Raw genomic sequence first — 22922 nt, forward strand, 5'->3', positions numbered from 1 at the left:
CCTTTCCCCGAGTCTTTCCCCCGAGCCTGCGACGCTACTGCCTCCCCAGATGTGGTGTGGGCGTAAAAATTACCCTCGCCCGGGGTGAATCCGGTGCCTAGCATCGGGCACTCGGGAGGTCGACGCACACCGGGGGCACAGCAGCGTGTGGACGCAGCGGGATCAGATCCAGGCGTACCAGTTCCTCCGCCGCAGGCTCGTTTCCGCGCTCGTCGCCGCCGACGCCAACCACCCCGTCTCGCCCAGCCGCCGTCTCGTCCTGGGCACGGCGCTGGGGCTCGCGGCGGCCCTGCTCGTCACCGCCGTCTTCGGCGTCATCGGCCTGCTGAACCCTGCCGGCGGCAAGGACTGGCTGGCCGGCGGCAAGGTGATCGTCGAGGAGGGCACCGGCGCGCGGTTCGTGCTCGGCGCCGACGGCGTGCTGCACCCGGTGCTCAACTACGCGTCCGCGCGGCTGCTGGCCGGCGGCAACGGCGACGCGACCGTGTCGGTGTCCTCGGCGAACCTCGGCAAGGCGGGCCGCGGCACCCCGATCGGCATCCCCGGCGCGCCCGACTCGGTGCCCGCGCGGGGCGCGCTCGCCGCCGCCGCCTGGACGAGCTGCAGCCGCACCACCCAGGACGCCCCCGCGTCGGAGGAGCCACGCACCGCCGTGCTGCTGGCCGCGCCCGCGTCCGGCGTCGAGCTGCCACGCGACCAGGGCGTGATCGTCCGGCTGCCGCGGGGAGAGCGGTTCCTGCTCGCCGGCGGGCGGCGCTACAAGCTGAGCGACGAGGCCGCGACCGCGCTGCAGTTCGACAGCTACCCGACGATCGCGGTGTCCGCGCGGTGGATCGACACCGTCCCGGCGGGACGCGACCTCGCCGCGCTGCCGGTCGGCGGCGCCGGCGACCCGGGCCCCGCGGTGGGCGGCCGCGGCACCCGCGTCGGCGAAGTCCTCGCCGTCGTGGACGCGATGGCCGCGCCCGGCACGGCGACGTCGTACTACCTCGTCCGCGCCGACGGGCTCGAGCCGGTCGGGCAGACCGAGGCGAGCCTGCTCGTGACGACGGCGGCCAACGCCGCGGCCTACCCCGGGCCGCCCGCGCCGGTGGAGGTCCGCGCGGCGGACGTCGCCGCGGTGCCGAAGGTCGCCGCGCCGCGGGCCGGTGGCGCCGACCCGGCGGCCTACCCCGACCGCATCCCCGGCAAGGCGCCGATCACCGGGAATTCCGTGGCGCTGTGCGTTCAGGGCAACCGCTTGCTCGTTTCGGCCGAATTCCCGCTTCCCGTTGGCGCCAGGGCAATCCAGGTCGCCACCCGGACCGAAGCACGGGTGGCGGACGAGGTCTTCGTTCCCCCGTCGGGGGGAGCCGTCGTCGTCGAATCCGGCTCGGTCACGACTTACCTGGTGACCGACACCGGCCGGAAGTACCCGGTGGTGAACGCGCAGGCTTTGGCCTCGCTCGGCTACGGAGGAGCCGCCAGGCCGCCGATCGCAGGTAGTTTGCTGGCATTGGTGCCGACGGGCCCCGCGCTGGACCCGGCCACGGCCGGGCAGCCGGCTCCGTCGGGTGGAACGGGGTGAAAGTCGTGCACATGACAGAAGAGCGTTCGACCGGCGACGCGGTGGGCCAGGGGCGGGTCCGCGTCGCGGTGATCGAAGACCACCCGCTGTACCGCGTCTCCGTGGAGCGGGTACTGGCCGAAGCCGGTTTCGTCGAACTCGGCGCGGTGGTCGACTCGGTCGCCCGCTTCCACGTCCACCGGCAGCCGCCGGGCAGCGTGGTCCTGCTCGACCTCGGCCTCCCGGGCGTGGCGGGCGCGGCGGCGGTGCTGGAGGTCTGCGAACTCGGCCACCACGTGCTCGTCGTCTCCGCCCAGGCGGAGCCGGAGGTCGTGCTCGGCGCGATCGCCGCGGGAGCGCGCGGGTTCCTCTCGAAGGACGTCGACGCGGACGAGCTGCTGATCGCGATCAAGACGGTCGCCGACGGCGGCGCGTACGTCTCCGCCGTCGTCGCCGGGATGATCATGAAGGACAACGCCGACCGGCCCGCCACGTCGGCCGAAGTCGAGCTGTCCCCGCGTGAAGAGCAGGTGCTGCGGCTGGTGGCGGCGGGGGAGCGCGACGTCGACATCGCGTTGATCCTCGGCATCGGCGTCCGCACCGTGCGCGGCTACCTCGACCGGATCCGCGACAAGACCGGTGAACGGCGGCGGCCGGGCCTGGTCAAGGAGGCCATCCGGCGCGGCCTGATCGGCGGCACGGACCCCCGGCGCGGCGGCCGCAAGTGACCGCCGCCCGGAGCATCCACGTCGGCGTGATCGAGGACCACCCGCTCTACCGGTACGCGCTGACCCGCGTGCTCACCGAGGCCCCGGACATCCGGCTCGGGGCGGTCGCCGACTCGGTGGCCCGGTTCGCGGTCCAGGACCAGCCGGCGGGCAGCGTCGTCGTCCTCGACCTCAAGCTGCGCGGCGTCCAGGACGCGGCCGCGGTCCTGGAAGTGGGGCAGATGGGGCACAAGGTGCTGGTGGTGTCCGCGCACGCGGAGCAGCCGGAGGTCCTCGGCGCGATGCAGGCGGGCGCGAAGGGCTTCCTGTCCAAGGACGTCGACGGCGACGAGCTCCTGCGTGCGATCCGCACGATCGCCGACGACAACGCGTACGTCTCGCCGACGCTGGCCGGGATGATCATCCAGGACAGCGAAGAGCGGCACGCGGGGCCGAAAATCGTGTTGTCGGAACGGGAAAAGCAGGTGCTGCGGCTGGTGGCGGCGGGGGAGCGGGACGTCGACGTCGCCGAGATCCTCAACATCAGCGTCCGCACGGTCCGGTCCTACCTGGACCGTATCCGCGACAAGACCGGCGAGCGCCGCCGCGCGGGGTTCGTCCGCGTCGCGATCCGCGAAGGCCTGCTCCGCTAGCCGTAACTCGCGTGTCTGAAGCCGTAACTCGCGTGATTGAGGCCGGAACTCGCGAGTTCCGGCCTCAATCACGCGAGATCCGGCCCGGATCACGCGAGTTACGGGCTCAGAGGCGGCGGTTGGCCAGGGCACCGGTGGCCGTGCGGGCCTGAGCGGACACTGCCGGGTCCACGTCGATCAGCAGCATCTCCGGCTCGGCCCCCGCCGCCGCCGGCACGCGGCCGAAGCCGTCCGCGGCCAGCGAATATCCGATTCCCGTCGGGGCCTTCGGATTGACCTCGACGCCCGTCGCCGCCGGGTTGGCCTGGCCGCAGGCCAGCACCCAGCAGCCCGAATCGAGGGCCCGGGCCCGCACCAGGACCTCCCACTGCTCCCGCTTGCCCGTCCCCGCACCCCACGACGCCGGCAGCAGCACGACGTCGGCACCGTCGTCGGCCAGCGCGCGGAACAGCTCCGGGAAGCGCACGTCGTAGCAGGTAGCGACGCCGTACACGATGCCGTCGTGCTCGAACGTCACCGGCGCGGTGCCCGGGGCGACCGTGTCGGACTCGGCGAAGCCGAACGCGTCGTAGAGGTGGATCTTGTCGTAGCCGAGGTGGTGCCCGGCGCCGGTGACCAGCAGCGTGTTGCGCACGCGGCCCTCGTCCGCGGGGGTGAACATGCCGGCCACGACCAGCACGCCGTGCTCCGCGGCGACCGCGGCCACCGCCGACGCCCACGGCCCGTCGAGGGACTCCGCGACCGGCTCCAGCGGACGCCCGAAGCGCGCCATCGTCGCCTCGGGGAACACGACGATCCGCGCGCCGCCCGCCACCGCGGCTTCCACCCCGGAGCGAACCAGTTTCAGGTTCGCCTCCGGATCGTCACCCGAGCTGACCTGGCACAACGCGATTCGCGCCACCGCTGCCTCCTGCATTCTGGGATCGGCTGTCACTCTGCCGCACGAAGGAGTATCGCTGAAAACCCGTTCGGCGTGACCTCGTACCCTGGGGGCATGTTGAACCGCACCGACCTGCGCGGGCAGGTCCCGACCGCCGCCGAACTGCGCGCGACGCTCCCCCGCGCCGAATACGACGTGGACGCGGCGCTGCATCACGTGCGTCCGGTGGTCGAGGCGGTCCGCGACCGCGGTGTCGAAGCCGTCCTCGAGTACACCGAGAAGTTCGACAAGGTCCGTCCCGGCGCCGTGCGCGTCCCGCGGGCCGAACTGACGCAGGCGCTGGAGCGGCTCGACCCGGCCGTGCGCGCCGCGCTGGAGGAGTCGATCACCCGCGCCCGGAAGGTGCACGCCGAGCAGCGCCGCACCGACGTGACGACCACGGTCGTCGAAGGCGGCACGGTGACCGAGAAGTGGGTGCCGGTCGAGCGCGTCGGGCTGTACGCGCCGGGCGGGCTGGCGGTGTACCCGTCGACCGTGGTGATGAACGTCGTCCCGGCGCAGATCGCGGGCGTCGGCTCGCTGGTCGTCTGCTCGCCGCCGCAGGCCGCGTTCGACGGCCTGCCGCACCCGACCATCCTCGCCGCGGCCGAGCTGCTCGGCGTCGACGAGGTGTGGGCGGCGGGCGGCGCGCAGGCCGTCGCGCTGATGGCGTATGGCGGCACGGACACCGACGGCGCCGAGCTCGCGCCGGTCGACACCGTCACCGGGCCGGGCAACATCTACCTCACCGCGGCGAAGCGGCTGCTGCGCGGCCTGATCGGCATCGACGCCGAGGCCGGGCCCACCGAGATCGCCATCCTCGCCGACGAGACGGCCGACCCGGCGCACGTCGCCGCCGACCTGATCAGCCAGGCCGAGCACGACCCGCTCGCCGCGAGCGTCCTGGTGACGACGTCGGCCGAGCTGGCCGACGCCGTCGACAAGGAGCTGGTGAACCGCGTCGCGGCGACGAAGCACAGTTCGCGGGTCGCCGAAGCGCTGGGCGGCAAGCAGTCCGGCATCATCCTGGTGTCCACAGTGGACGACGGGCTGCGGGTCGTCGACGCCTACGCCGCCGAGCACCTGGAGATCCAGACGGCGGACGCGCACGAAGTCGCGGCCCGGGTCCGCAACGCGGGCGCGATCTTCGTCGGCGCGTACGCCCCGGTTTCGCTCGGCGACTACTGCGCCGGGTCCAACCACGTGCTGCCCACCGGCGGGTTCGCCCGCCACTCCTCGGGCCTGTCGGTGCAGAGCTTCCTCAAGGGCATCCACGTCGTGGACTACTCGGAAGAGGCGCTGCGCGAGGTCGCCGGCCGCGTCGTCGCGCTGGCCGACGCCGAGGACCTGCCCGCACACGGCGAAGCCGTCGCCGCGCGCTTCGGAGGTTCGGTCTGATGACGATCGGCGAAGAGGTCACCCTGGACGCACTGCCGCTGCGGGACGACCTGCGCGGCAAGTCTCCGTACGGCGCGCCGCAGCTGGACGTCCCGGTCCGGCTCAACACCAACGAAAACCCGTACCCGCCGCCGCCCGAACTGGTCGAGGACGTCGCGGAGGCGGTCCGTGCGGAGGCCGCCGAGCTGCACCGCTACCCGGACCGCGACGCGGTGGCGTTGCGCCAGGACCTGGCCGACTACCTGAGCGTGTCGACGCGGGTGGTGCTGTCGGAGGCGAACGTCTGGGCCGCCAACGGGTCCAACGAGGTGCTGCAGCAGATCCTGCAGGCGTTCGGCGGTCCCGGGCGCAGCGCGCTCGGCTTCGAGCCGTCGTACTCGATGCACCCGATCATCGCGTCCGGCACGCGCACCGAGTGGGTCCCGGCGCCGCGCCGCGACGACTTCACGCTCGACACGGCCGCGGCGGCGTCGGTGATCCTCGAACGGCGTCCGGACGTCGTGTTCGTCACCAGCCCGAACAACCCGACCGGTGGCTCGATCCCGCTTTCCGAGCTGCGCACGGTGCTCGACGCGGCGACCGGGATCGTCGTCGTCGACGAGGCATACGCGGAGTTCTCGTCGCAGCCGAGCGCGGTCGAGCTGCTGGCGGACTACCCTGCGCGGCTGATCGTCTCGCGCACGATGAGCAAGGCGTTCGCGTTCGCGGGCGGCCGGCTCGGCTACCTGGCGGCGGCGCCGGCGGTGGTCGACGCGCTGCAGCTGGTGCGCCTGCCGTACCACCTTTCGCGGCTGACGCAGGCAGCGGCCCGGGCGGCGCTGCGGCACGCGGACGCCACTTTGGACAGCGTGCACAAGCTGGCCGCCGAACGCGACCGCGTAGTGGAGGCGTTGGCGGGCCTGGGTTACGACCCGGTACCGAGCGACTCGAACTTCGTCCTCTTCGGACGTTTTTCGGACACGCACGCTGCCTGGCAGTCCTATTTGGACCGCGGGGTGCTGATCCGCGACCCGGGCATCCCGGGTCACCTGCGCGTCAGCATCGGCACCCCGGAAGAGAACGACGCCTTCCTCGAGGCGAGTAAGGAAGTCTCGCGATGACCCGCATCGGCAAGGTCGAACGGACCACCAAGGAGTCCTCGATCTTCGTCCAGCTGGACCTCGACGGTACGGGCGAGGTCGAGATCTCGACCGGCGTGCCGTTCTACGACCACATGCTGACGGCGTTCGGCGTGCACGGCTCGCTGAACCTGAAGGTCGAGGCCACCGGCGACGTCCACATCGACGCCCACCACACGGTGGAGGACACGGCGATCGTGCTGGGCCAGGCCATCCGCCAGGCCCTGGGCGACAAGAGCGGCATCCGCCGGTTCGGCGACGCGTGGATCCCGATGGACGAAACCCTGGCGCACGCGGCGATCGACGTGTCGGGCCGGCCGTACTGCGTGCACGTGGGCGAGCCGGAGCAGTTCACCACGTTCACGATCGGCGGCAACTACCCGTTCGTCCTGACGCGCCACGTGTTCGACTCGCTGTCGTTCCACGCGCAGATCGCGTTGCACGTAAGGGTGATCCACGGCCGCGACCCGCACCACATCGCGGAGGCGGAGTACAAGGCGGTGGCCCGGGCGCTGCGCGCGGCAACGGAGCCGGACCCCCGCGCGGCCGGCATCCCCTCGACGAAGGGCGTCCTGTGAGCAGCGGAGTCGTCGGAGTGCTCCTGCTGGCCCTGGGCGGCTTCCTGGTGGGCGGCGTCTACTCGACGTGGAAGACGGCGAAGTTCATGGCGGCGGTACTCGGCCTCGCCGCCCTGCTGGCCATCGGCGGCGCGATCTTCTGGTTCTCGAGCTGAAAGCCGTGAATGGCACATTGAGGGACTTAGAGTCCCTCAATGTGCCATTCACGGACCTTGGCTAGCGGCTTGCGCCGACCAGTTCCCGGCCGTCGTCACCAGGGGCGTCGTCGAGCTGCTTCGTCAGCTTCTCGCCCTCGACGTCGACGTCCGGCAGGATGCGGTCGAGCCACTTCGGCAGCCACCACGCGCCGCGGCCGAGCAGGGACATCACCGCCGGGACCAGCGTCATGCGGACCACGAACGCGTCCACCAGCACGCCGAACGCCAGCGCGAAGCCGATCGACTGGATCAGCGACGACTCGGCGAGCACGAACCCGGCGAACACGCTGATCATGATCAGCGCCGCCGCGACGACGACCCGCGCCCCGTGCCGGAAGCCGGTGACCATCGCCTCCTGCGGCTCGGCGCCGTGCACGTGCTCCTCACGCATCCGCGTCACCAGGAACACCTGGTAGTCCATCGCCAGCCCGAACAGCACGCCGATCAGCAGGATCGGCAGCATGCTCATGATCGGCCCGGTCGACTCGACGCCCAGGAGATCCGTGAGCCAGCCCCACTGGAACACCGCGACCACCGCGCCGAACGTCGCCGCGACCGAGCCGAGGAAACCGATCGTCGCCTTCAGCGGCACCACGACCGAGCGGAACACCAGCATCAGCAGCACGAACGCCAGCCCGACGATCAGCGCGAGGTACGGCAGCATCGCGTCCGACAGCTTCGCGGAGACGTCGATGTTCGCCGCGGTCTGTCCGGTGACGGCCAGCTTCGCGCTCGTCGTGTTCTCCAGCACACCCGACTCGGTGCGGATCGCCGCGACGAGGTCCTCGGTCTGGGTGCTGCTCGGCCCGCTCTTCGGAATCACCGTGAGCAACGCCGTGTCACCGGTCTGGTTGACGCGCGGCGGGGTGACGGCGGCGACGTCGGGCAGCTTCTGGATGTCGGCCGCGGCCTGGCCGAGCGCGGCCTGGCGGTTGGTGCTCGCGCCGATGTCGACGACGACCAGCAGCGGCCCGTTCGCGCCTTCGCCGAAGCTGCGGCTGACGATTTCGTACGCCTTGTGCTGCGTCGACTCCGGCGCGGCGGTGCTGTCGTTGGGCAGGCCCAGCTGCATGCCGAGCGCGGGCAGCGCGACGACGGTCAGGCCGGCCAGCGCGACGAGCAGCACCGGGATCCGGTGGCGGGCGACGAACCGCGCCCAGCGCTCGCCGTGCGTCGGTTCGACCGGCTTGCGCCGCAGCCGGATGCGGTCGCCGGCGACCCGGGACCCGGCGAAGCCGAGGATGGCGGGCAGCAGCGTCAGCGCGATGACCACGGCGATCGCGACGGTCACCGCCGCGGCGACGCCCATCTGGCCGAGGAACGGGATGCCGATCACGGTGAGGCCGGCCAAGGCGATGATGACGGTCAGCCCGGCGAAGACCACGGCGGACCCGGCAGTGCCCGCCGCGCGTCCGGCGGCTTCTTCGGGATCGCGGCCGATGCCCAGCTCGTGGCGGTAGCGCGACACGATGAACAGCGCGTAGTCGATGCCGACGGCCAGGCCGATCATCAGCGCCAGGACCGGCGTGTTCGAGTTCAGCTCGAGGAATCCGGAGGCGAGGAAGATGCCCGCCATCCCGGTGCCGACGCCGATCAGGGCGGTGAGCAGCGGAATCCCGGCCGCGAGCAGTGAGCCGAACGTGATGACCAGCACGACGGCGGCGACCGCGACACCCAGGCCCTCGGTGGCGCCGGTCGCGGGCGCGCCCTGCACGGCGTCGCCGCCGAACTCGACGTTGAACCCGGCGGCGCGGCCGGCGTTCGCGGTGTCCAGCAGCGCCTGGCGGTCTCCGTCCGTGAGCTCGTACGCCTTCGCTCCGTAACTGACCTGGGCGAGCGCGACACGCTGATCGGGTGAGATCGACCGCGCCTGGAACGGGTCGACCACGGCCGAGACCTTCGGCGCCGTCTTCAGCTGCGCGACCAGGGCCTCGACGGCGGCCTTGCCCTTGGCGTCGGTCACGGTGGTCCCGGCCGGGGCCTCGATCGCCACGCGTGCGGTGGCCCCACCGGCGTTGGCCTGCGGAAACTTCTCGGTGAGCAGGTCGATCGCCCGCTGTGACTCGGTGCCGGGGATCGTCACCGAGTTCGACAGCTGGCCCGACAGCGTCAGCGCGCCCAGCCCGAGCGCCACCAGGACGGCCGCCCAGACGGCCGCGACCAGCGCTCTCCGCCGGAAGGAAAACCGGCCGAGCCGGTACAGGAAGGTCGCCACGAGTCAGCTCCGTTTCGCCCGAACGGGGTCCATGCACTCCGTCAAGTGAGCTCCACGCTAGCCGATCGACAAGGGAACTCCAAGCCGATCGGCAAGTATGTGACTTGCCGAACAGCAAGGTCGCCCCCTTGTCGTTCGGCAAGTAACTCGGTTTGCCGATCGACAAGCCGTGACGTAGGCTCCGACGGCTCAATGAGGAGGAAGAATGACCGCCGGCCCGGCCGAGGACACCCGGACCCGACTGCTGCGGACCGCGCTGCGCCTGTTCACCGAACACGGGGTCGAGGGCACTTCGCTGCAGATGATCGCCGACGCGCTGGGGATCACCAAGGCCGCCGTCTACTACCACTTCAAGACGAAGGCGGAGATCACCGAGGCGGTGGCCGAGCCGGGCATCCGTGATCTGGACGAGCTGGTGCGCCGGGCGGCGGCGCAGAGGCGGCGCGGCGCGCAGGTGGACCTGCTGCTCGAAGGGTTCGTCGACCTGGTGATCCGGCACCGCGCGCTGGTGGCGCTGTTTTCGAGCGACCCGGGCATCGCCCGCGCGATCGAGAAGTCCGCGCACGGCGGCACGGAGGACTTCGGCCGCGTACTGCTCGGCATCCTTTCCGGCCCCGACCCGGACACGACGGCCCGCGTCAACGCGCTGGTGGCCGTGACCGGCATCGCGATGGCCGGCGGCTCCCCGGACCTGGCCGCCCTCGGCGACGACGAACTCCGCGCGGAACTCCTCGACGTCGGCCGCCGCCTCCTCGGCCGCCCCCGCCGCCGAACCCCCGTGTCGGCCTTCTGATCACGAGTGATGCCTCCCCAATCACACGTGATTCCCCTTTGATCACGAGACCGGCGTGATTGTGCCCGGATCTCGCGTGACGGGACCCGGATCTCGCGTGATTGGGGGCGGATCTCGTGTGAAGGGGGAGAGGTAGGTCGGGGGGACTGTTGCTGTCAGTCAGACTTCGTTCGCGCTCACCTGGAACGTGTGACCTCCCGCCGCGGGCAACCGGTTAAATGCCGCCTTCGACCGCGGGACGCAGTTTGCTCGCTCCCGGCCCGAAGCGGGCCAGCTCGTCGTCGTTGTTGTAGAGCGCGCAGCTGCGCAGGGAAAGGCATCCGCAGCCGACGCAGCCGGTGAGCCGGTCCCGGAGGCGTTGCAGGGCGTCGATCCGCGCGTCGAGCTCGTGCTGCCAGTCTCGGGACAGGCGTGCCCAGTCGGCTTTCGTCGGGGCGTGGTCCACCGGCAGCGTCTCCAGCGCCGAGCTGATGTCTTCGAGCGAAAGGCCGACGCGTTGCGCGGCGCGGATGAACGCGATCCGGCGCAGCACCGAGCGGGAATAGCGGCGCTGGTTGCCCGCCGACCGCTCCGAACCGATCAGCCCCTTCTCCTCGTAGAACCGCAGTGCCGTGTGCGGAACCCCGCTGCGTTCCGCCACCTGTCCGATGCTGAGATGGTCAGCGAGCCTGGTCACCAGGTCAGACTATCCTTGACTTCGAGTTTGGTCGAGGTTGCATGGTCGTGTCATGACCACTGTGATCGAACCCGGCTACGCGGACCTGCCGCGGCTGATTTCGCTGATGACCGGCGACGAAAAGCACAGCGCCGCCGCGGAGTCCACTTTGGACGTTCTGTGGGTGCTCTACGACCGGGTGCTCGACATCACGCCGGACAACTTCCGCGAAGCCGGCCGTGACCGCTTCCTGCTGTCCAAAGGGCATGGCCCGATGGCGTACTACGCCGTGCTCACCGTGAAGGGGTTCATCTCCGAAGCCGAGCTGCCGACCTGGTCCGACCCGGTGTCGCGGCTCGGTTATCACCCCGACCGGCGGCGGATCCCCGGTGTCGAGATCTCCAGCGGCTCCCTCGGCCACGGCCTCCCGATCGCGCTCGGCACCGCGTTCGGCCTGCGGGCCCGCGGCCTGACGGACGCCAAGGTCGTGACGCTCGTCGGCGACGCCGAGCTGGACGAAGGCTCGAACCACGAAGCGATCGTCGTCGCGGCGCGGGCCGGCCTCGAAAACCTGACCACGGTGGTGGTCGACAACCAGTCGTCGACGCGCGGCTGGCCGGGCGGGATCGCCCGCCGCTTCGCCGTCGAAGGCTGGGAGACGCGCACGGTGTCCGGCCGCGATCACGGCGAGCTGTACGACGCCTTCACCACCGCCCACCCCGGCCGGCCGCTGGCCGTGGTCGCCGTCGTCGAACCGAAGGGCTGAAACCGTGCTGCCGATGCGGGAAACGTTCCTCGCCACCACCGAAGAGATCATCGACGCCGACCCGGACGTCGCCGTCGTGCTGGCCGACATCTCGGCCGCGCAGCTGGCCGGGGTCGCGCGGCGGCACCCGGACCGCGTGCTCAACGTCGGGATCCGCGAGCAGCTGCTGGTCAGCACGGGCGCCGGGCTGGCGCTCGCGGGCCTGCGGCCGATCGTGCACACGTTCCCGTCGTTCCTGGTCGAGCGTGCCTTCGAGCAGATCAAGCTCGACTTTTCGCACCAGGAGGTGGGCGGCGTCCTGGTGTCGTGGGGCGCGTCGTACGACATGTCGACGGCGGGCCGCACGCACCAGTCCCCGGGCGACGTCGCCCTGATCGATTCGCTGCCGGGCTGGACGGTGCACGCGCCGGGTCACCCGGACGAGGCGCGGCGGCTGCTGCTGGAGTCGATCCCCGGTGACGGGCGGGTTTACCTGCGCCTTTCCGCGCAGGAGAACGCTTCCCCGCACCTGGGGGTCGGCTTCACGCGCCTGCGGCAGGGTTCGCGCGGAGTCGTGGTGGCCGTCGGCCCGGTACTGGACCGGGTGCTGCGGGCGACGGCGGGCCTGGACGTCACGGTGCTGTACGCGTCGACGATCCGCCCGTTCGACGCGGCGGGCCTGCGGTCGGCGGTGCTTTCCGCGTCCGCCTCGGTCGTGCTCGTGGAGCCGTACCTGGCCGGGACGTCGGCCCACTGGGTCGGCGAGACCCTTTCGGACGTGCCCCACCGGCTGAAGTCGCTGGGAGTGCGGCGCGACACCGAGGTCCGGACCTACGGCGAAATCGCGGACCACGACCTGGCGCACGGGCTGGACGCGGGGTCGCTGGGGTTGTCGATCAGGGAGTTTTTGGGGGAGTAGGAGTGGCGTCGCCGGTGCTGGGGGTATCGGCGGCCGGGTGCCGATAACGCAGGTTCACCTCGTCGTTGCCGGAGAGCAGGCTCATCAGCTTGACGTTGTTCTTGCGCTCCTCATCGGTGTCCCGGGGAAGCTTCAGGTGAAGGTTTTCGTAGAGCCTGAAGCGGTTGAGGTCCAGAAGGGTTTGGATCATGCCCGTGTACTCGCGCGCGGCAGCTACCGAGGCGCGGTAGGACAGGTACGCGAGGAGGTACGGGGCCAGGGCGACGAGCAGCCACCAGCCATCGGTGGCGAGGAAGAGCAGGCTTTCCGCCGTGGCGGCCAGTGCGGTCGCGCAGAGCCGCACGGCTGTGTCCATTTGCTGACGGGTGTCCTGCAAATAGTTCAAGTGCAGTTCGGGGGACACGAGAGCGAGGTGGGGTGTCGTTCTGATGGCCTTGAGCCCGTAATGGTCGCCGATTGTGTCCTCCGCCTGGCGCAGGACATTGCCGAACCTGGTCGGCATCACCCTGGCTGCGCTCGGGTAGTCGCCGAGCGCGGCCGGGATCGACGCGGCTGCTGCGTGCAACCCGCTGACCGGGTGGGCGTCATCGTCCAAAAGGCGTGTTGTGAGACTGAACTTTCGCTGTCGCTCGTCCCAGTCGTCGGGGTCTTCCGCCTGCGGGGAGCCGTTGGACAGCTTGGCGTAGTACTCCTCGCGCAAGAGTTTCAGAAGGTAGTCGTCCCGCCGGTTCTCGAGTTTGTTCCGGAGTTCGTAAAGGCCCGCGCGACGCTTCCGGTGACGGGTGATCCGCATGCGCAGGAGCTGCCGGGAAAGCGGAGAGCTGCCCCAGTAGCCCTCCATCAGCCTCGTCAGGCCGACCTGCAGCGGATGCAGGAAGAGTGCGAAAACGATTGCCGTCAGAAGCAGCCAAGCGGCGCCACTCAGGTTCAGCCCGCCGATGCCCTGCACCATCTTGCGAAGGTCCGGTACACCGGATCCCCAGCTTCCGCTGGTGACCAGCGCGGTCGTCCACATGGTCAGGAAGAAGGAGGGAACCAGGCTGACGACACTGAAGTACTGCCCGATCTGGGCGCCGAGGCCGGCGAGGGCATCAGGAATCGACGGTCCGGGCACGAGCTATTTCCAGCGACCGATGATCTTCTTGCATACCGGGCAGAACGCCCACCGGCCCTCCTTGCGGAGCACACCCGTCCCGCACTGCGGGCATATCTTGCTTCCGGGACCCTCGTCTTCACCGGGAGGCCCGAGAGGAGGGAACTTGTCGGCGGCTGCGGCCAGGAGAGCCAGGACGAGGACGAGTCGAAGTCTTCGCATCCAGCCTCACCCCGCCCTCCAGGATTCGACCATGTTAGGCCAGCATTCAGGCTCAGTCGACAAGCCGGGGAGAGGTGGCGAGGTGGGGGTTTCGCCCTGGGCGGTGCCCGCCGTGGGGATCGCTGTGGTCGCCGTGGCCGGGGTGTTCGGCGCCGGGTGGGCCTGGCTGGCCCTCGGGGTGCTCCTCGCCTGCGGTGCGGGCTGGCTCGGCTGGGTCGTGCTTCGGGAGCCGCGGGCCGATAGCGTGGCCGGCATGGGGTTCACGATCAGGCCGCTCACGTTGGCGGTCATCCGGCGCGGCGACTCACTACTCGTCTTCGAAGGGCGCGACGAAGTCAAGGACGAGACCTACTACCGGCCGCTCGGGGGTGGGGTCGAGTTCGGCGAGAGCAGCAAGGACGCGCTCAAGCGCGAGTTCGGCGAAGAACTCGGCGCCGAGATCGAAGTCGGCGAACGGCTCGGCGTGCTCGAGAACGTCTTCACCTGGCGGGGTACTGCTGGGCACGAGATCGCCTTTCTCTACGAAGCCGTCTTCGTGGACCCGAGCTTCTACGAGCGCGACGAAATGAAGATCATCGACGAGCCCGCCACCGCGTGCTGGGTCGACCTCGCCGGCTTCCGCGACGGCAGCAAGATCCTCTACCCCGAAGGGCTCATGGGACTCCTCTCACCGGATCAGTGACCGCGCGGTCGGCGCCAGCTCCAACCCGCCCGGCTCACGGCTGAACCACACCGAGAACGGGCCGTCCGTCCGGACCGGCAGCTGCGGGAAGTTGTTCGGAGATGGCTCGGTCTCGAACGCCGCGAACGCCGACTCCGGCGGGGGCGACAGAGAAGAAACCGTCACGTACACGCCCGCGCCTGGAGGTGGCGAAGCGAGCCCGCTCCGGACCGGGCGCAGCAGCAGGACGTTGTCCGAGCCGATCATCGTCGCGTTCGCCGTGTCCCGGAAACGGCGCCACACCGGGCCGGAGTAGAACTCCTCCAGGGCCGCCTTGCGTTCCGCGAGGGACCGGAAACCCCTCAGCCAGACGAACTCGTCCGGCGCCGCCCGGGACCGGAACAGCCCGAACAGGTGCGCGCCCGCCGCCTCCTGCGGCTCGACGAACTCGCGCTCGAACAGCTCGATCAGCTCGTCGCGCCGGCCCGGGTGCAGTGTGTAGCGCCGCAGCTCCACCACGGTTTCGAAATCGGTGAACGTCATGGGAGCGGAAGCTACCGGCCACCACCGACAAAAACGATCAGCGGAACGCGGCCAGCCCCGTGACGGCCTGCCCCAGCGACAGCGCGTGCATCTCCTCGGTGCCCTCGTACGTCAGCACCGTCTCCAGGTTCGCCATGTGCCGCATCACCGGGTACTCCAGCGAAATCCCGTTGGCGCCGAGCATCGAACGGGCCGTTCGCGCCACGTCCAGCGCCGACCGCACGTTCGCCATCTTCCCGAAGCTGACGTGGTTGTGGTGCAGCTGCCCGGCGTCCTTCAGCTGGCCGATCCGAAGCGCCACCAGGCCGGCGCGGTTGACCTCGACGACCAGGTCGGCCAGCTTCCGCTGGGTCAGCTGGAACCCGGCCAGCGGCTTGCCGAACTGCGAGCGCGAAAGCGTGTACTCCAACGCGGCTTCGTAACACGCGCGCGCCGCGCCGACGACGCCGAACAGGATCCCGTAGCGAGCTTCGTTCAGGCAGGACAGCGGCCCGCGCAGCCCCCGGACCTCGGGGAACGCCGCCGACGAAGGCAGCCGGACGCCGTCCAGCACCAGCTCCGCGGTCAGGGACGCCCGCAGCGAGAGCTTGTGCTTGACCTCGTTGGCGGTGAACCCCGGCGCCGACGTCGGGACGACGAACCCGCGGATTCCGTCGTCGGTCTGCGCCCAGACGACCGCGACGTCGGCGACGGTTCCGTTGGTGATCCACATCTTCGTGCCCGAAAGCACCCAGTCGGACCCGTCGCGCGCCGCGCGCGTCCGCATCGAGCCCGGGTCGCTGCCCGCGTCCGGCTCGGTCAGGCCGAAGCAGCCCAGCGCGTCGCCGGTGGCCATCCGTGGCAGCCACTCCTGGCGGTGTTCCTCGCTGCCCCACTTGTGGATCGCGTACATCGCCAGCGAACCCTGCACCGAGACGAAGCTCCGCAGCCCCGAGTCGACGGCCTCGAGCTCGCGGCACGCGATGCCGTACGCGACCGCGCTGGTGCCGGCGCAGCCGTAGCCCTCCAGGTGCATGCCGAGCAGGCCGAGCGAGCCGAAGCCCTTCGCCAGCTCGGCGGCGGGCAGCGCGCCCGTTTCGTACCAGTCCGCGACGTGGTCCAGCAGCTGGTCCTTCGCGTACGCGCGGACGGCGTCGCGGATGGCGCGTTCCTCCTCGGCGAGCCCGGCGTCGAGGTCGAGGAAGTCGTGCGGATCAGGGGTGCGGCTCATGAGGGCTCCCGGGGAACGCGGCGATGCGGTCCCCGCAGGAAACCACAGTCAGGCGTCTGTTCTCCGCGTGGCGTTCGTCACGCGGGCAGCAGACGCGCTCGGCGTGTACCGCGGCCGGGTCTGCTGGCGCGGGATCAGCAGCTCGCTGAACTGCGGAAACGGCACGCTCTCGATGTCTTCACGCCAGGCGTGCAGCATCTGGGACAGCAGATCGTCCTCGGCCATCTTCGCCTCCCTGGCGTCCGCACGTGCGCGCTGAAGCCACACGATCGGGTGACTTGATACCCAGCGAGCGGGATGCCCAAACGACCTTCTCCAAGATTCTTCCGGCCGATCCGCCCCGCGTGGCAGAATCGCGTGGCCGCCGCCAAGGCCTCTACTTCCGAGGAGCCCTCTATGCGCGCGGCCAGTCTGCTCGCTCTGACCACCGCCACCCTGCTCGCCGCGACCGGCGTCGCCACGGCGCACGAAGCGGGCTGGCGCCGGACCGGGCACACCACCGTGGAGAACCGGATCAGCGGCGAAGGCCTCACGACGCTCCGGCTGCCCGGCCACGCCCCCGAGCTCGTCTACCGCAACGGCGCCACCATTCCCCAGCCGCTCAAGGACGAGGGCTGGGGTCACGTCGGCGACCCGGACTCGCTGCGCGGCTACCTCTTCGACGTCTACCAGGACACCCGCACCCCGGCGCCGGCCACGAAGATGTACCTGGTCACCAAGCCCGACGGGACGGCAACGGAGTTCGTCCACCCGCTGCAGCCCGACGAGCCCGCGGTCAACGCCAACGCGCAGGTCGCCGTCACGCCCGACGGCCAGTGGCTGGTCTCCGGCCCGCTCGGCGAGATCGACCGCCTCTCCGTCTCCCCGGCGCCGTTCCTCAACCCGCGCGGCCCGAAAACGGCCGGCGACCTGCCCGTCGCCGCCCGCATCCACCTCGACCACCACATCCGCAGCGCCCAGGGCTGCGACTTCGTCGGCCTGACCCGCCTGATCTGTGCGACGAGCGACCCGTACAACGACCTGTACCCGACCAACCTGCAGCTCCTGCAGATCGACCTCGCCCGCCCGCTGACCGGCCGGGACGTCACGGCGAAGGTGCGCGAAATCGGCCAGGTCCCGCTGGTCAGCACCTGCACCGGCACCTTCACCCCGGAAGGCGTCGACTACGACGCCGGCGTGCTGCGCGTCGAGGTCGTGCCGCCGTCACCGTGCAACACCGTGACGGACGTCTATTCGTTCGAGCGCCGCTGAGCGCTGCGGCTACGCTGGGTGGCGTGTCTCGTGTGGTGATCCTCGACTACGGTTCCGGCAACCTCCGCTCCGCCGAACGCGCCGTGGCGCGCGCCGGGGCCGAAGTCGAGGTCACCGCCGACCCGCATGCCGCGATCGAAGCCGGCGGCCTGGTCGTGCCCGGCGTCGGCGCGTACTCCGCGTGCATGGCGGGGCTGCTGGAGGTGAAGGGCCACCGGATCATCGGCAAGCGCCTCGCCGGCGGCCGTCCGGTGCTCGGCATCTGCGTCGGCATGCAGATCCTCTTCTCCCGCGGCGTCGAGCACGGCGAGGAGACCGACGGCACGGGGGAGTGGCCCGGCGTCGTCGACCGGCTGCACGCCGACGTCCTGCCGCACATGGGCTGGAACACCGTCCGCGCGCCGGAGGGCTCGCAGCTGTTCGCCGGCCTCGACCCGGACGAGCGGTTCTACTTCGTGCACTCCTACGCCGCGCGCAAGTGGGAGCTCGACGGCCTGGCCGGCCAGGAGCCGAAGGTCACCTGGGCGAACCACGGCGAGGACTTCGTCGCCGCGGTGGAGAACGGGCCGCTGTGGGCCACCCAGTTCCACCCGGAGAAGTCCGGCGACGCCGGGGCCCACCTGCTGCGCAATTGGCTGGCGACCCTCTGACCGGGTGACGCGCGTCTCCGCCTTAGAGTTACCGGCGTGACTTTCACGCTGCTTCCCGCCGTTGATGTGGCCGATGGCCAGGCCGTGCGACTCGTCCAGGGCGAGGCCGGCACCGAGACCTCCTATGGCAGCCCGCTGGAGGCCGCGTTCCAGTGGCAGCGCGACGGCGCCGAGTGGATCCACCTGGTGGACCTCGACGCCGCCTTCGGCAAGGGCAGCAACCGGGAGCTGCTCGCCGAGGTCGTCGGCAAGCTCGACGTCCAGGTCGAGCTGTCGGGCGGCATCCGCGACGACGCGTCGCTGCGGGCCGCGCTGGCCACCGGCGCCCGCCGGGTCAACCTCGGCACCGCCGCGCTCGAGGACCCGGAGTGGACCGCGCGGGTGATCGGCGAGTACGGCGACCGCGTCGCGATCGGCCTCGACGTGCGGATCACCGAGGCCGGCCACCGGCTTTCGGCCCGCGGCTGGACCTCCGACGGCGGCGACCTGTGGGAGGTCCTCGAGCGGCTGGACCGCGACGGCGCGTCCCGCTACGTCGTCACTGACGTCAGCAAGGACGGCACACTGCGCGGCCCGAACCTCGACCTGCTGCGGGACGTCGTCGCCCGCACCGACGCGCCGGTGATCGCCTCCGGCGGGGTGTCCAGTGTGGACGACCTCGTCGCACTGGCCGGCCTGGCCGCCGACGGCGTCGAGGGGTCCATCGTCGGCAAGGCGCTCTACGCCGGCGCGTTCACCCTGCCCGAGGCTCTCGCCGCGGTCGCGAAGGTCTAGCCGAGCAGGGACACCGCGGTCCGCCGGGGCAGCAGGCCGGTGAGCACGGCGTTCCGCCGTCCGGAGACGACGGTGGGGCCCTCGCGGTCCCGAACCGCGCGGAGTGCGCGGGCCGCGACTTCGTCCGGCGTCTGCACCAGCCACGACGGGACGTCTCCAGCGGTTTGCGCTTCGGTCGCGGTGACGTCCGGGCACAGCGCCAGCACGTGCCCGTCGCGGCCAGCGTCGTGGCGAGCGCCCGGCCGATGCCCGCGCTCGCCCCCGTCACCAGTGCCTTCACTGCTTCGGCTTCGTTTCCGGGGCGAACGCGAACGAGATCCGCTCCAGCAGCGGCTTGCGCTGGGTGTTGTGGAACGCGGCGACGAGCCAGCGTTCGTCGTCGCGGACCAGCGTGTACGTCTGGACCTTGGCGAGCTTGCCCGGCCGGGCGCCCTTGTAGGTGTCGCCGCAGGTGCTCACGATCGCGACGTCCGCGCCGAGGAACCGCACGTCCAGGACCTCGTGCGCGAGCTTGGTGCCTTTGAGGAACTTCTCGAACAGGACGCCGTGACTGCCGGCGATGTCTTCGCGGCCGGAGTACCGCGTGCCGACGAAGGTCACGTACGTGGCGTCGTCGGTGAAGTGCGCGCCGTAGGCGTCGGCGTCCCCGCGGTCCCAGGCGTCCGCGAGCGAGCCGAGAACGGCGGTGACGGTCGTCCGGTCGGTGGTCATCATGGTCGTCTCCTATACTTGGCTTCTCGTGTGCAGTATCTGCACACATGCAGATATTAGGCAGGAGGACGACGAAGTGGCAAGTGAACGGCACGTGGTTTTCCGGCGATACCTGGACGCGGTGGGCCTCCACGGCCTGGCCGGCGCCGAAGCGGCCGGGCTGCACGCGACCGAGTGGTACGCGCTCAGCCTGCTCGACCTCGAAGGGCCGTTGACGTCGGGCGAGCTGTCCACGCGCACCGGGCTCACCACCGGCGCGACGACCAGGCTGATCGACCGGCTCGAGCGCGCCGGCTACGTCCGCCGCGCCGCCGACCCGGCCGACCGGCGCAAGGTGCTGGTCGAACCGGTGCCGGACGCGCTCGCCGGGGTCGAGCGGATCGTCGGCCCGGCCCGCGGCCGCATCGCCGAGGTCATCGGCGGGTATTCGCCGGAGCAGCAGGAGGTGCTGTTCGACTACTTCGCCCGCGCCGCACCGGCTTACCGGGAAGCTTCGGAGGAAATCCGCAAGGCGACGCGGGGCCGTTAGCTTGACGCCTCGATCGAGGCGTCTGCCGGCCGCGCAGCCGGCATTACCTCCGGCGTAATCGACTCGACGCCGCCGACGGGCCAGCATTCCTTTCAGGACGACGAAAGGACTGCCATGACCGCCTACGGACTCGCCCACCTGCGCCCGCCCGCCGTGCTGCCGGACGAGGTGTTCCGGTACCTGGAGCGCATCCAGGCGACGCTCGATCCGTACGGCGGCAAGTTCCTCGTGCACGGCGCACCGGTGCGGGTGATGGAGGGCGAATGGCCCGGCGGGCTCGTGCTCATCGAGTTCCCGGACCTCGCCGCGGCGCACGAGTGGTACGGCTCGCCCGCGTACCGGGAGATCCTGCGGATGCGAGCCGATCACATCCCCGGTGACCTGGTCATCGTGGAAGGCTGCGGACCGGACCACGACTCGGCCGCCTTGGCGGCCGTCCTGCGCGCCGCCGCTTGACGCCGAAAAGCGGCTGACAGCGGTCCGCGGGAGTCGTAGGTTGCCGCGGGTGGAGGAGATCGTCACCGAGCTCGAAATGACCGCCGCCGATCAGCTCAACCCCGCGCCCGTCGTCGACGGCCTCGCGCTGCGGGCCGCGGAACCGGGGCCGGGGATCGAAGATCTGCACGTCCGGATCGGGACGCCGTACCGGTGGCCGAGCGCGTCCCGGACCGGCGGCGAGTGGGAACGCTGGTTCGCCGAACCGGCGCGGCGGTACCGGCTCGTCGAGTACCGCGGCGAGGTCGCCGGCGCCGCCGACTTCGAGCCGCAGCCCGGTGGCGACGTCGAGATCACCACCTTCGGCCTGCTGCCGGAGTTCGTCGGCAAAGGACTCGGCGGCTACGCGCTCACCCTCGTCGTCGCCGACGCGTGGACGTTGCCCGGCGCGCGGCGCGTCTGGCTGCACACCTCGTCGCTCGACCACCCGAACGCGCTGCCGAACTACCTGAGACGCGGCTTCCGCAGCTTCAGCCGTCGAGTTTGACCGCGATCGCGACCGTCCGGTCCGCGGGGCCGCGCAGCTTCGAGAAGAACATCGTGACGCGCCCGACGAGGCCGTACTTGCGGGCGATCACCTTCCGGACCCGTTCGGTCCCTTCGGCGTCGAGCAGCCGGGCCTGCCCGGTGACGACGGCGCCGTGCGTCTTCTGCCCGCGGAAGTCGCTGGCCTGGACTTCCACCCGGCCGCTGTTGCGGATGCGCTTGACCTTCCCGGCCTTGCGCTCCGACCACAGCACGAGCTCGCCGCCGTCGCCGGCCACCCAGATGGGGGTCGGCACGGCACGCCCGTCGCGGCGGAACGTGGTCAGGACGACGTAGCGCTCGGCGGCGAGCCGGTCCGTTTCGGATGCCATGCGCCCACGGTAGTCACGGCGTCCGCCGCCGCAGCGTCGCCGCGCCGAGCATCAGCGCCAGCAGCGCGCAGCAGGCGACGACCACCAGGTCGCGCAGGATCACCGCGTCGATCGTGGCCGACGCCGTCACCCGGTTCAGCGCCTCGACCGCGTAGGACAGCGGCATCACGTCCGACAGCCACCGCAGCAGCCAGCCCATGTCCGCGCGCGGCACGAACAGCCCGCACAGCAGGATCTGCGGCAGCACGAACACCGGCATGAACTGCACGGCCTGGAACTCGGTGCGCGCGAACGCGCTGACGAACAGCCCGAGCGCCATCCCCAGCAGCGCGTCGAGCAGGGCGATCAGCAGCAGCATCGCCACCGAGCCCGCCAGGTCGAGGCCGAGCCACCACAGCGAGACGCCCGCCGCGACCGCGACCTGGACGACGGCGATCGCGCCGAACGCCAGCGCGTAGCCGAAGAGCAGGTCGAGCCGTCCGATCGGCAGCGTCATCAGGCGTTCGAGGGTCGCCGTCGTCCGCTCGCGCAACGTCGTGATCGAGGCGATGAGGAACATGATCAGGAAGGGGAACACGCCGAGCAGCGCGGGCGCGACGTGGCTGAACACCAGCGTCGAGTTGAACACGTAGCGCAGCAGGACCATCAGCAGCGTCGGCACCAGCACCAGCATCACGACGGTGCGCGGGTCGTGCCGCAGCTGCGTCAGGATGCGCCGGGTGGTGGCGAGGGTCAGCGCGGGGTTCACGATGCCGCCTTCATGATGCCGCCTTCACGAGGTGGAGGAACGCCTGCTCGAGGTCGGGGGTCCCGGTGCGCTCCCTCAGCGCGAGGGGCGCGTCGTCGGCGAGGAGGACGCCTTCGCGCATGAGCAGGAGACGGTCGCAGCGCGCCGCTTCGTCCATGACGTGGCTGGACACCAGCAGCGTGGCGCCGCCCTCGGCGAGCCGGCGGAACAGTGCCCACAGCTCGTCGCGCAGTACCGGGTCGAGCCCGACGGTCGGCTCGTCGAGCACCAGCAGTTCCGGCGTGCCGAGCAGGGCGACGGCGAGGTTCGCGCGGCTGTGCTGCCCGCCGGAGAGCGAGCCGACGAGCTTCCCGGCGTGGTCGGCCAGCCCCACCTCGGCGATGACTCTGTCCACATCGGACGCCGGCGCGCGCAGCACCGCGGCGAAGTACCGCAGGGCCTCCCGGACGGTCAGGTCGGCGTAGATCGCGGGATTCTGCGTCGCGTACCCGATCCGGCGTCGCAGCGGCGGGCTGCCGGCGGGCAGGCCGAGCACGGTGACGGTGCCGCCTTCGACGATCTGCACGCCGACGACCGCCCGCATCAGCGTGGTCTTGCCGCAGCCGCTCGGGCCGAGCAGCCCGGCGACGGTGCCGCGCGGCACCTCGAAGCTCACGTCCCGCACCACCGGCCGGCCGCCGCGCCGGACCCGCAGGCCGGCGACCCGCAGGGCTGAATTAGTCATACGTTTAATTC

General features: G+C 71.0%; 29 protein-coding genes. 17 read left to right on the forward strand and 12 right to left on the reverse strand.

The annotated features are described in order from the left end of the window. Positions 1-145 precede the first annotated feature (145 nt). The 3 genes from eccB to A3CE_RS0134830 are packed head-to-tail and all read left to right on the forward strand — an operon-like array spanning position 146 to position 2906. Complete coding sequence (eccB, locus tag A3CE_RS0134820; RefSeq protein WP_020644723.1) at positions 146-1567, forward strand: type VII secretion protein EccB; 1422 nt, start codon at positions 146-148, stop codon at positions 1565-1567. A gap of 11 nt (positions 1568-1578) precedes the next feature. Further along, on the forward strand, positions 1579-2274 hold the full coding sequence (locus A3CE_RS0134825) for a response regulator transcription factor (RefSeq protein WP_185839781.1): 696 nt from the start codon (positions 1579-1581) through the stop codon (positions 2272-2274). Continuing rightward, complete coding sequence (locus tag A3CE_RS0134830; protein ID WP_020644725.1) at positions 2271-2906, forward strand: response regulator; 636 nt, start codon at positions 2271-2273, stop codon at positions 2904-2906. Before A3CE_RS0134825 ends, A3CE_RS0134830 begins: the two co-directional genes overlap by 4 nt. A 106-nt stretch (positions 2907-3012) precedes the next feature. Here A3CE_RS0134830 and A3CE_RS0134835 read toward each other — a convergent pair whose 3' ends face one another. Continuing rightward, complete coding sequence (locus A3CE_RS0134835; protein ID WP_020644726.1) at positions 3013-3807, reverse strand: carbon-nitrogen hydrolase family protein; 795 nt, start codon at positions 3805-3807, stop codon at positions 3013-3015. Between the two features lie 93 nt (positions 3808-3900). Between A3CE_RS0134835 and hisD the strand changes: the two genes are divergently transcribed. The 4 genes from hisD to A3CE_RS57535 are packed head-to-tail and all read left to right on the forward strand — an operon-like array spanning position 3901 to position 7074. Next, complete coding sequence (gene hisD / locus A3CE_RS0134840) at positions 3901-5223, forward strand: histidinol dehydrogenase (RefSeq protein WP_020644727.1); 1323 nt, start codon at positions 3901-3903, stop codon at positions 5221-5223. Continuing rightward, a complete protein-coding gene (locus tag A3CE_RS0134845; protein ID WP_020644728.1) occupies positions 5223-6323 on the forward strand; it encodes a histidinol-phosphate transaminase in 1101 nt (366 codons plus the stop codon). Before hisD ends, A3CE_RS0134845 begins: the two co-directional genes overlap by 1 nt. Then, positions 6320-6919, forward strand: a complete 600-nt coding sequence (gene hisB, locus A3CE_RS0134850; protein WP_020644729.1) for an imidazoleglycerol-phosphate dehydratase HisB — start codon at positions 6320-6322, stop codon at positions 6917-6919. Before A3CE_RS0134845 ends, hisB begins: the two co-directional genes overlap by 4 nt. After that, positions 6916-7074, forward strand: a complete 159-nt coding sequence (locus A3CE_RS57535) for a hypothetical protein (RefSeq protein ID WP_020644730.1) — start codon at positions 6916-6918, stop codon at positions 7072-7074. Before hisB ends, A3CE_RS57535 begins: the two co-directional genes overlap by 4 nt. Positions 7075-7135: 61 nt before the next feature. On the opposite strand, the gene A3CE_RS0134860 is transcribed toward A3CE_RS57535, so the two are convergent. Continuing rightward, complete coding sequence (locus tag A3CE_RS0134860) at positions 7136-9331, reverse strand: MMPL family transporter (protein WP_020644731.1); 2196 nt, start codon at positions 9329-9331, stop codon at positions 7136-7138. A gap of 205 nt (positions 9332-9536) precedes the next feature. On the opposite strand from A3CE_RS0134860, the gene A3CE_RS0134865 reads away from it, so the two are divergent. Continuing rightward, a complete protein-coding gene (locus A3CE_RS0134865) occupies positions 9537-10124 on the forward strand; it encodes a TetR/AcrR family transcriptional regulator (RefSeq protein WP_020644732.1) in 588 nt (195 codons plus the stop codon). 214 nt (positions 10125-10338) lie between these two features. On the opposite strand, the gene soxR is transcribed toward A3CE_RS0134865, so the two are convergent. Then, the gene (soxR, locus tag A3CE_RS0134870) at positions 10339-10800 is read right to left on the reverse strand and encodes a redox-sensitive transcriptional activator SoxR (RefSeq protein WP_020644733.1); all 462 of its coding nucleotides are present in this window, start codon (positions 10798-10800) and stop codon (positions 10339-10341) included. 52 nt (positions 10801-10852) lie between these two features. Here soxR and A3CE_RS0134875 point away from each other — a divergent pair, with 52 nt between their 5' ends. Next, a complete protein-coding gene (locus A3CE_RS0134875) occupies positions 10853-11545 on the forward strand; it encodes a thiamine pyrophosphate-dependent enzyme (protein WP_020644734.1) in 693 nt (230 codons plus the stop codon). Positions 11546-11552: 7 nt separating this feature from the next. Continuing rightward, positions 11553-12443, forward strand: a complete 891-nt coding sequence (locus A3CE_RS0134880) for a transketolase family protein (protein WP_026469151.1) — start codon at positions 11553-11555, stop codon at positions 12441-12443. On the opposite strand, the gene A3CE_RS0134885 is transcribed toward A3CE_RS0134880, so the two are convergent. Beyond that, positions 12421-13557, reverse strand: a complete 1137-nt coding sequence (locus A3CE_RS0134885) for a hypothetical protein (RefSeq protein WP_020644736.1) — start codon at positions 13555-13557, stop codon at positions 12421-12423. The two genes, A3CE_RS0134880 and A3CE_RS0134885, sit on opposite strands and share 23 nt — an antisense overlap. A gap of 283 nt (positions 13558-13840) precedes the next feature. Between A3CE_RS0134885 and A3CE_RS0134890 the strand changes: the two genes are divergently transcribed. Further along, positions 13841-14440 (forward strand): NUDIX hydrolase, encoded by a 600-nt coding sequence (locus A3CE_RS0134890; RefSeq protein ID WP_020644737.1) that lies wholly within the window; start codon positions 13841-13843, stop codon positions 14438-14440. On the opposite strand, the gene A3CE_RS0134895 is transcribed toward A3CE_RS0134890, so the two are convergent. The 3 genes from A3CE_RS0134895 to A3CE_RS57540 are packed head-to-tail and all read right to left on the reverse strand — an operon-like array spanning position 14426 to position 16397. After that, positions 14426-14962, reverse strand: coding sequence for an NIPSNAP family protein (locus A3CE_RS0134895; RefSeq protein WP_020644738.1), 537 nt, complete (start codon positions 14960-14962; stop codon positions 14426-14428). The two genes, A3CE_RS0134890 and A3CE_RS0134895, sit on opposite strands and share 15 nt — an antisense overlap. Before the next feature lie 37 nt (positions 14963-14999). Beyond that, positions 15000-16172, reverse strand: a complete 1173-nt coding sequence (locus tag A3CE_RS0134900; protein ID WP_020644739.1) for an acyl-CoA dehydrogenase family protein — start codon at positions 16170-16172, stop codon at positions 15000-15002. Between the two features lie 48 nt (positions 16173-16220). Beyond that, the gene (locus A3CE_RS57540) at positions 16221-16397 is read right to left on the reverse strand and encodes a hypothetical protein (protein ID WP_020644740.1); all 177 of its coding nucleotides are present in this window, start codon (positions 16395-16397) and stop codon (positions 16221-16223) included. A 171-nt stretch (positions 16398-16568) separates the two neighbouring features. On the opposite strand from A3CE_RS57540, the gene A3CE_RS0134910 reads away from it, so the two are divergent. Genes A3CE_RS0134910 through priA form a run of 3 tightly spaced genes read left to right on the forward strand, consistent with a single transcriptional unit; the run spans position 16569 to position 18847 of the window. Then, positions 16569-17423 (forward strand): hypothetical protein, encoded by an 855-nt coding sequence (locus tag A3CE_RS0134910; RefSeq protein ID WP_020644741.1) that lies wholly within the window; start codon positions 16569-16571, stop codon positions 17421-17423. A 32-nt stretch (positions 17424-17455) separates the two neighbouring features. Further along, the gene (gene hisH, locus A3CE_RS0134915) at positions 17456-18073 is read left to right on the forward strand and encodes an imidazole glycerol phosphate synthase subunit HisH (protein WP_020644742.1); all 618 of its coding nucleotides are present in this window, start codon (positions 17456-17458) and stop codon (positions 18071-18073) included. A gap of 36 nt (positions 18074-18109) precedes the next feature. Further along, on the forward strand, positions 18110-18847 hold the full coding sequence (gene priA / locus A3CE_RS0134920) for a bifunctional 1-(5-phosphoribosyl)-5-((5-phosphoribosylamino)methylideneamino)imidazole-4-carboxamide isomerase/phosphoribosylanthranilate isomerase PriA (RefSeq protein ID WP_026469153.1): 738 nt from the start codon (positions 18110-18112) through the stop codon (positions 18845-18847). Here the strand turns inward: priA and A3CE_RS0134925 are convergent. Beyond that, entirely contained in the window at positions 18844-19053 is a 210-nt protein-coding gene (locus A3CE_RS0134925) for a hypothetical protein (RefSeq protein ID WP_020644744.1), read from the reverse strand. The genes priA and A3CE_RS0134925 overlap by 4 nt on opposite strands. Before the next feature lie 70 nt (positions 19054-19123). After that, entirely contained in the window at positions 19124-19561 is a 438-nt protein-coding gene (locus tag A3CE_RS0134930; RefSeq protein WP_020644745.1) for an SgcJ/EcaC family oxidoreductase, read from the reverse strand. Between the two features lie 73 nt (positions 19562-19634). Between A3CE_RS0134930 and A3CE_RS0134935 the strand changes: the two genes are divergently transcribed. The 3 genes from A3CE_RS0134935 to A3CE_RS0134945 all read left to right on the forward strand — a co-directional run bounded on the left by A3CE_RS0134935 (position 19635) and on the right by A3CE_RS0134945 (position 21069). Further along, a complete protein-coding gene (locus tag A3CE_RS0134935; RefSeq protein ID WP_026469154.1) occupies positions 19635-20087 on the forward strand; it encodes a MarR family winged helix-turn-helix transcriptional regulator in 453 nt (150 codons plus the stop codon). A 114-nt stretch (positions 20088-20201) separates the two neighbouring features. After that, on the forward strand, positions 20202-20543 hold the full coding sequence (locus A3CE_RS0134940; RefSeq protein ID WP_020644747.1) for a DUF1330 domain-containing protein: 342 nt from the start codon (positions 20202-20204) through the stop codon (positions 20541-20543). Between the two features lie 49 nt (positions 20544-20592). Beyond that, entirely contained in the window at positions 20593-21069 is a 477-nt protein-coding gene (locus A3CE_RS0134945; RefSeq protein ID WP_020644748.1) for a GNAT family N-acetyltransferase, read from the forward strand. Here the strand turns inward: A3CE_RS0134945 and A3CE_RS0134950 are convergent. Genes A3CE_RS0134950 through A3CE_RS0134960 form a run of 3 tightly spaced genes read right to left on the reverse strand, consistent with a single transcriptional unit; the run spans position 21053 to position 22911 of the window. Then, positions 21053-21439 carry a PPOX class F420-dependent oxidoreductase gene (locus A3CE_RS0134950; protein ID WP_020644749.1) on the reverse strand — a complete coding sequence of 129 codons (387 nt, stop codon included), beginning with the start codon at positions 21437-21439 and terminating at the stop codon, positions 21053-21055. The genes A3CE_RS0134945 and A3CE_RS0134950 overlap by 17 nt on opposite strands. 13 nt (positions 21440-21452) lie before the next feature. Next, positions 21453-22187, reverse strand: coding sequence for an ABC transporter permease (locus A3CE_RS0134955; RefSeq protein ID WP_020644750.1), 735 nt, complete (start codon positions 22185-22187; stop codon positions 21453-21455). A gap of 10 nt (positions 22188-22197) precedes the next feature. Further along, positions 22198-22911 (reverse strand): ABC transporter ATP-binding protein, encoded by a 714-nt coding sequence (locus A3CE_RS0134960; protein ID WP_020644751.1) that lies wholly within the window; start codon positions 22909-22911, stop codon positions 22198-22200. Between the last annotated feature and the right edge of the window lie 11 nt (positions 22912-22922).

Origin of the sequence: Amycolatopsis balhimycina FH 1894, from assembly GCF_000384295.1 — a bacterium.
Classification (GTDB): Bacteria; Actinomycetota; Actinomycetes; order Mycobacteriales; family Pseudonocardiaceae; genus Amycolatopsis; species Amycolatopsis balhimycina.

Coding starts and splice junctions, on each gene's coding strand:
- A3CE_RS0134825 (WP_185839781.1), top strand. CDS start 1,579: ATGACAGAAGAGCGTTCGACCGGCGACGCGGTGGGCCAGGGGCGGGTC.
- hisD (WP_020644727.1), top strand. CDS start 3,901: ATGTTGAACCGCACCGACCTGCGCGGGCAGGTCCCGACCGCCGCCGAA.
- A3CE_RS0134845 (WP_020644728.1), top strand. CDS start 5,223: ATGACGATCGGCGAAGAGGTCACCCTGGACGCACTGCCGCTGCGGGAC.
- hisB (WP_020644729.1), top strand. CDS start 6,320: ATGACCCGCATCGGCAAGGTCGAACGGACCACCAAGGAGTCCTCGATC.
- A3CE_RS0134865 (WP_020644732.1), top strand. CDS start 9,537: ATGACCGCCGGCCCGGCCGAGGACACCCGGACCCGACTGCTGCGGACC.
- A3CE_RS0134875 (WP_020644734.1), top strand. CDS start 10,853: ATGACCACTGTGATCGAACCCGGCTACGCGGACCTGCCGCGGCTGATT.
- A3CE_RS0134895 (WP_020644738.1), bottom strand. CDS start 14,962: ATGACGTTCACCGATTTCGAAACCGTGGTGGAGCTGCGGCGCTACACA.
- A3CE_RS0134900 (WP_020644739.1), bottom strand. CDS start 16,172: ATGAGCCGCACCCCTGATCCGCACGACTTCCTCGACCTCGACGCCGGG.
- A3CE_RS57540 (WP_020644740.1), bottom strand. CDS start 16,397: ATGGCCGAGGACGATCTGCTGTCCCAGATGCTGCACGCCTGGCGTGAA.
- A3CE_RS0134910 (WP_020644741.1), top strand. CDS start 16,569: ATGCGCGCGGCCAGTCTGCTCGCTCTGACCACCGCCACCCTGCTCGCC.
- A3CE_RS0134930 (WP_020644745.1), bottom strand. CDS start 19,561: ATGATGACCACCGACCGGACGACCGTCACCGCCGTTCTCGGCTCGCTC.
- A3CE_RS0134940 (WP_020644747.1), top strand. CDS start 20,202: ATGACCGCCTACGGACTCGCCCACCTGCGCCCGCCCGCCGTGCTGCCG.
- A3CE_RS0134950 (WP_020644749.1), bottom strand. CDS start 21,439: ATGGCATCCGAAACGGACCGGCTCGCCGCCGAGCGCTACGTCGTCCTG.
- A3CE_RS0134960 (WP_020644751.1), bottom strand. CDS start 22,911: ATGACTAATTCAGCCCTGCGGGTCGCCGGCCTGCGGGTCCGGCGCGGC.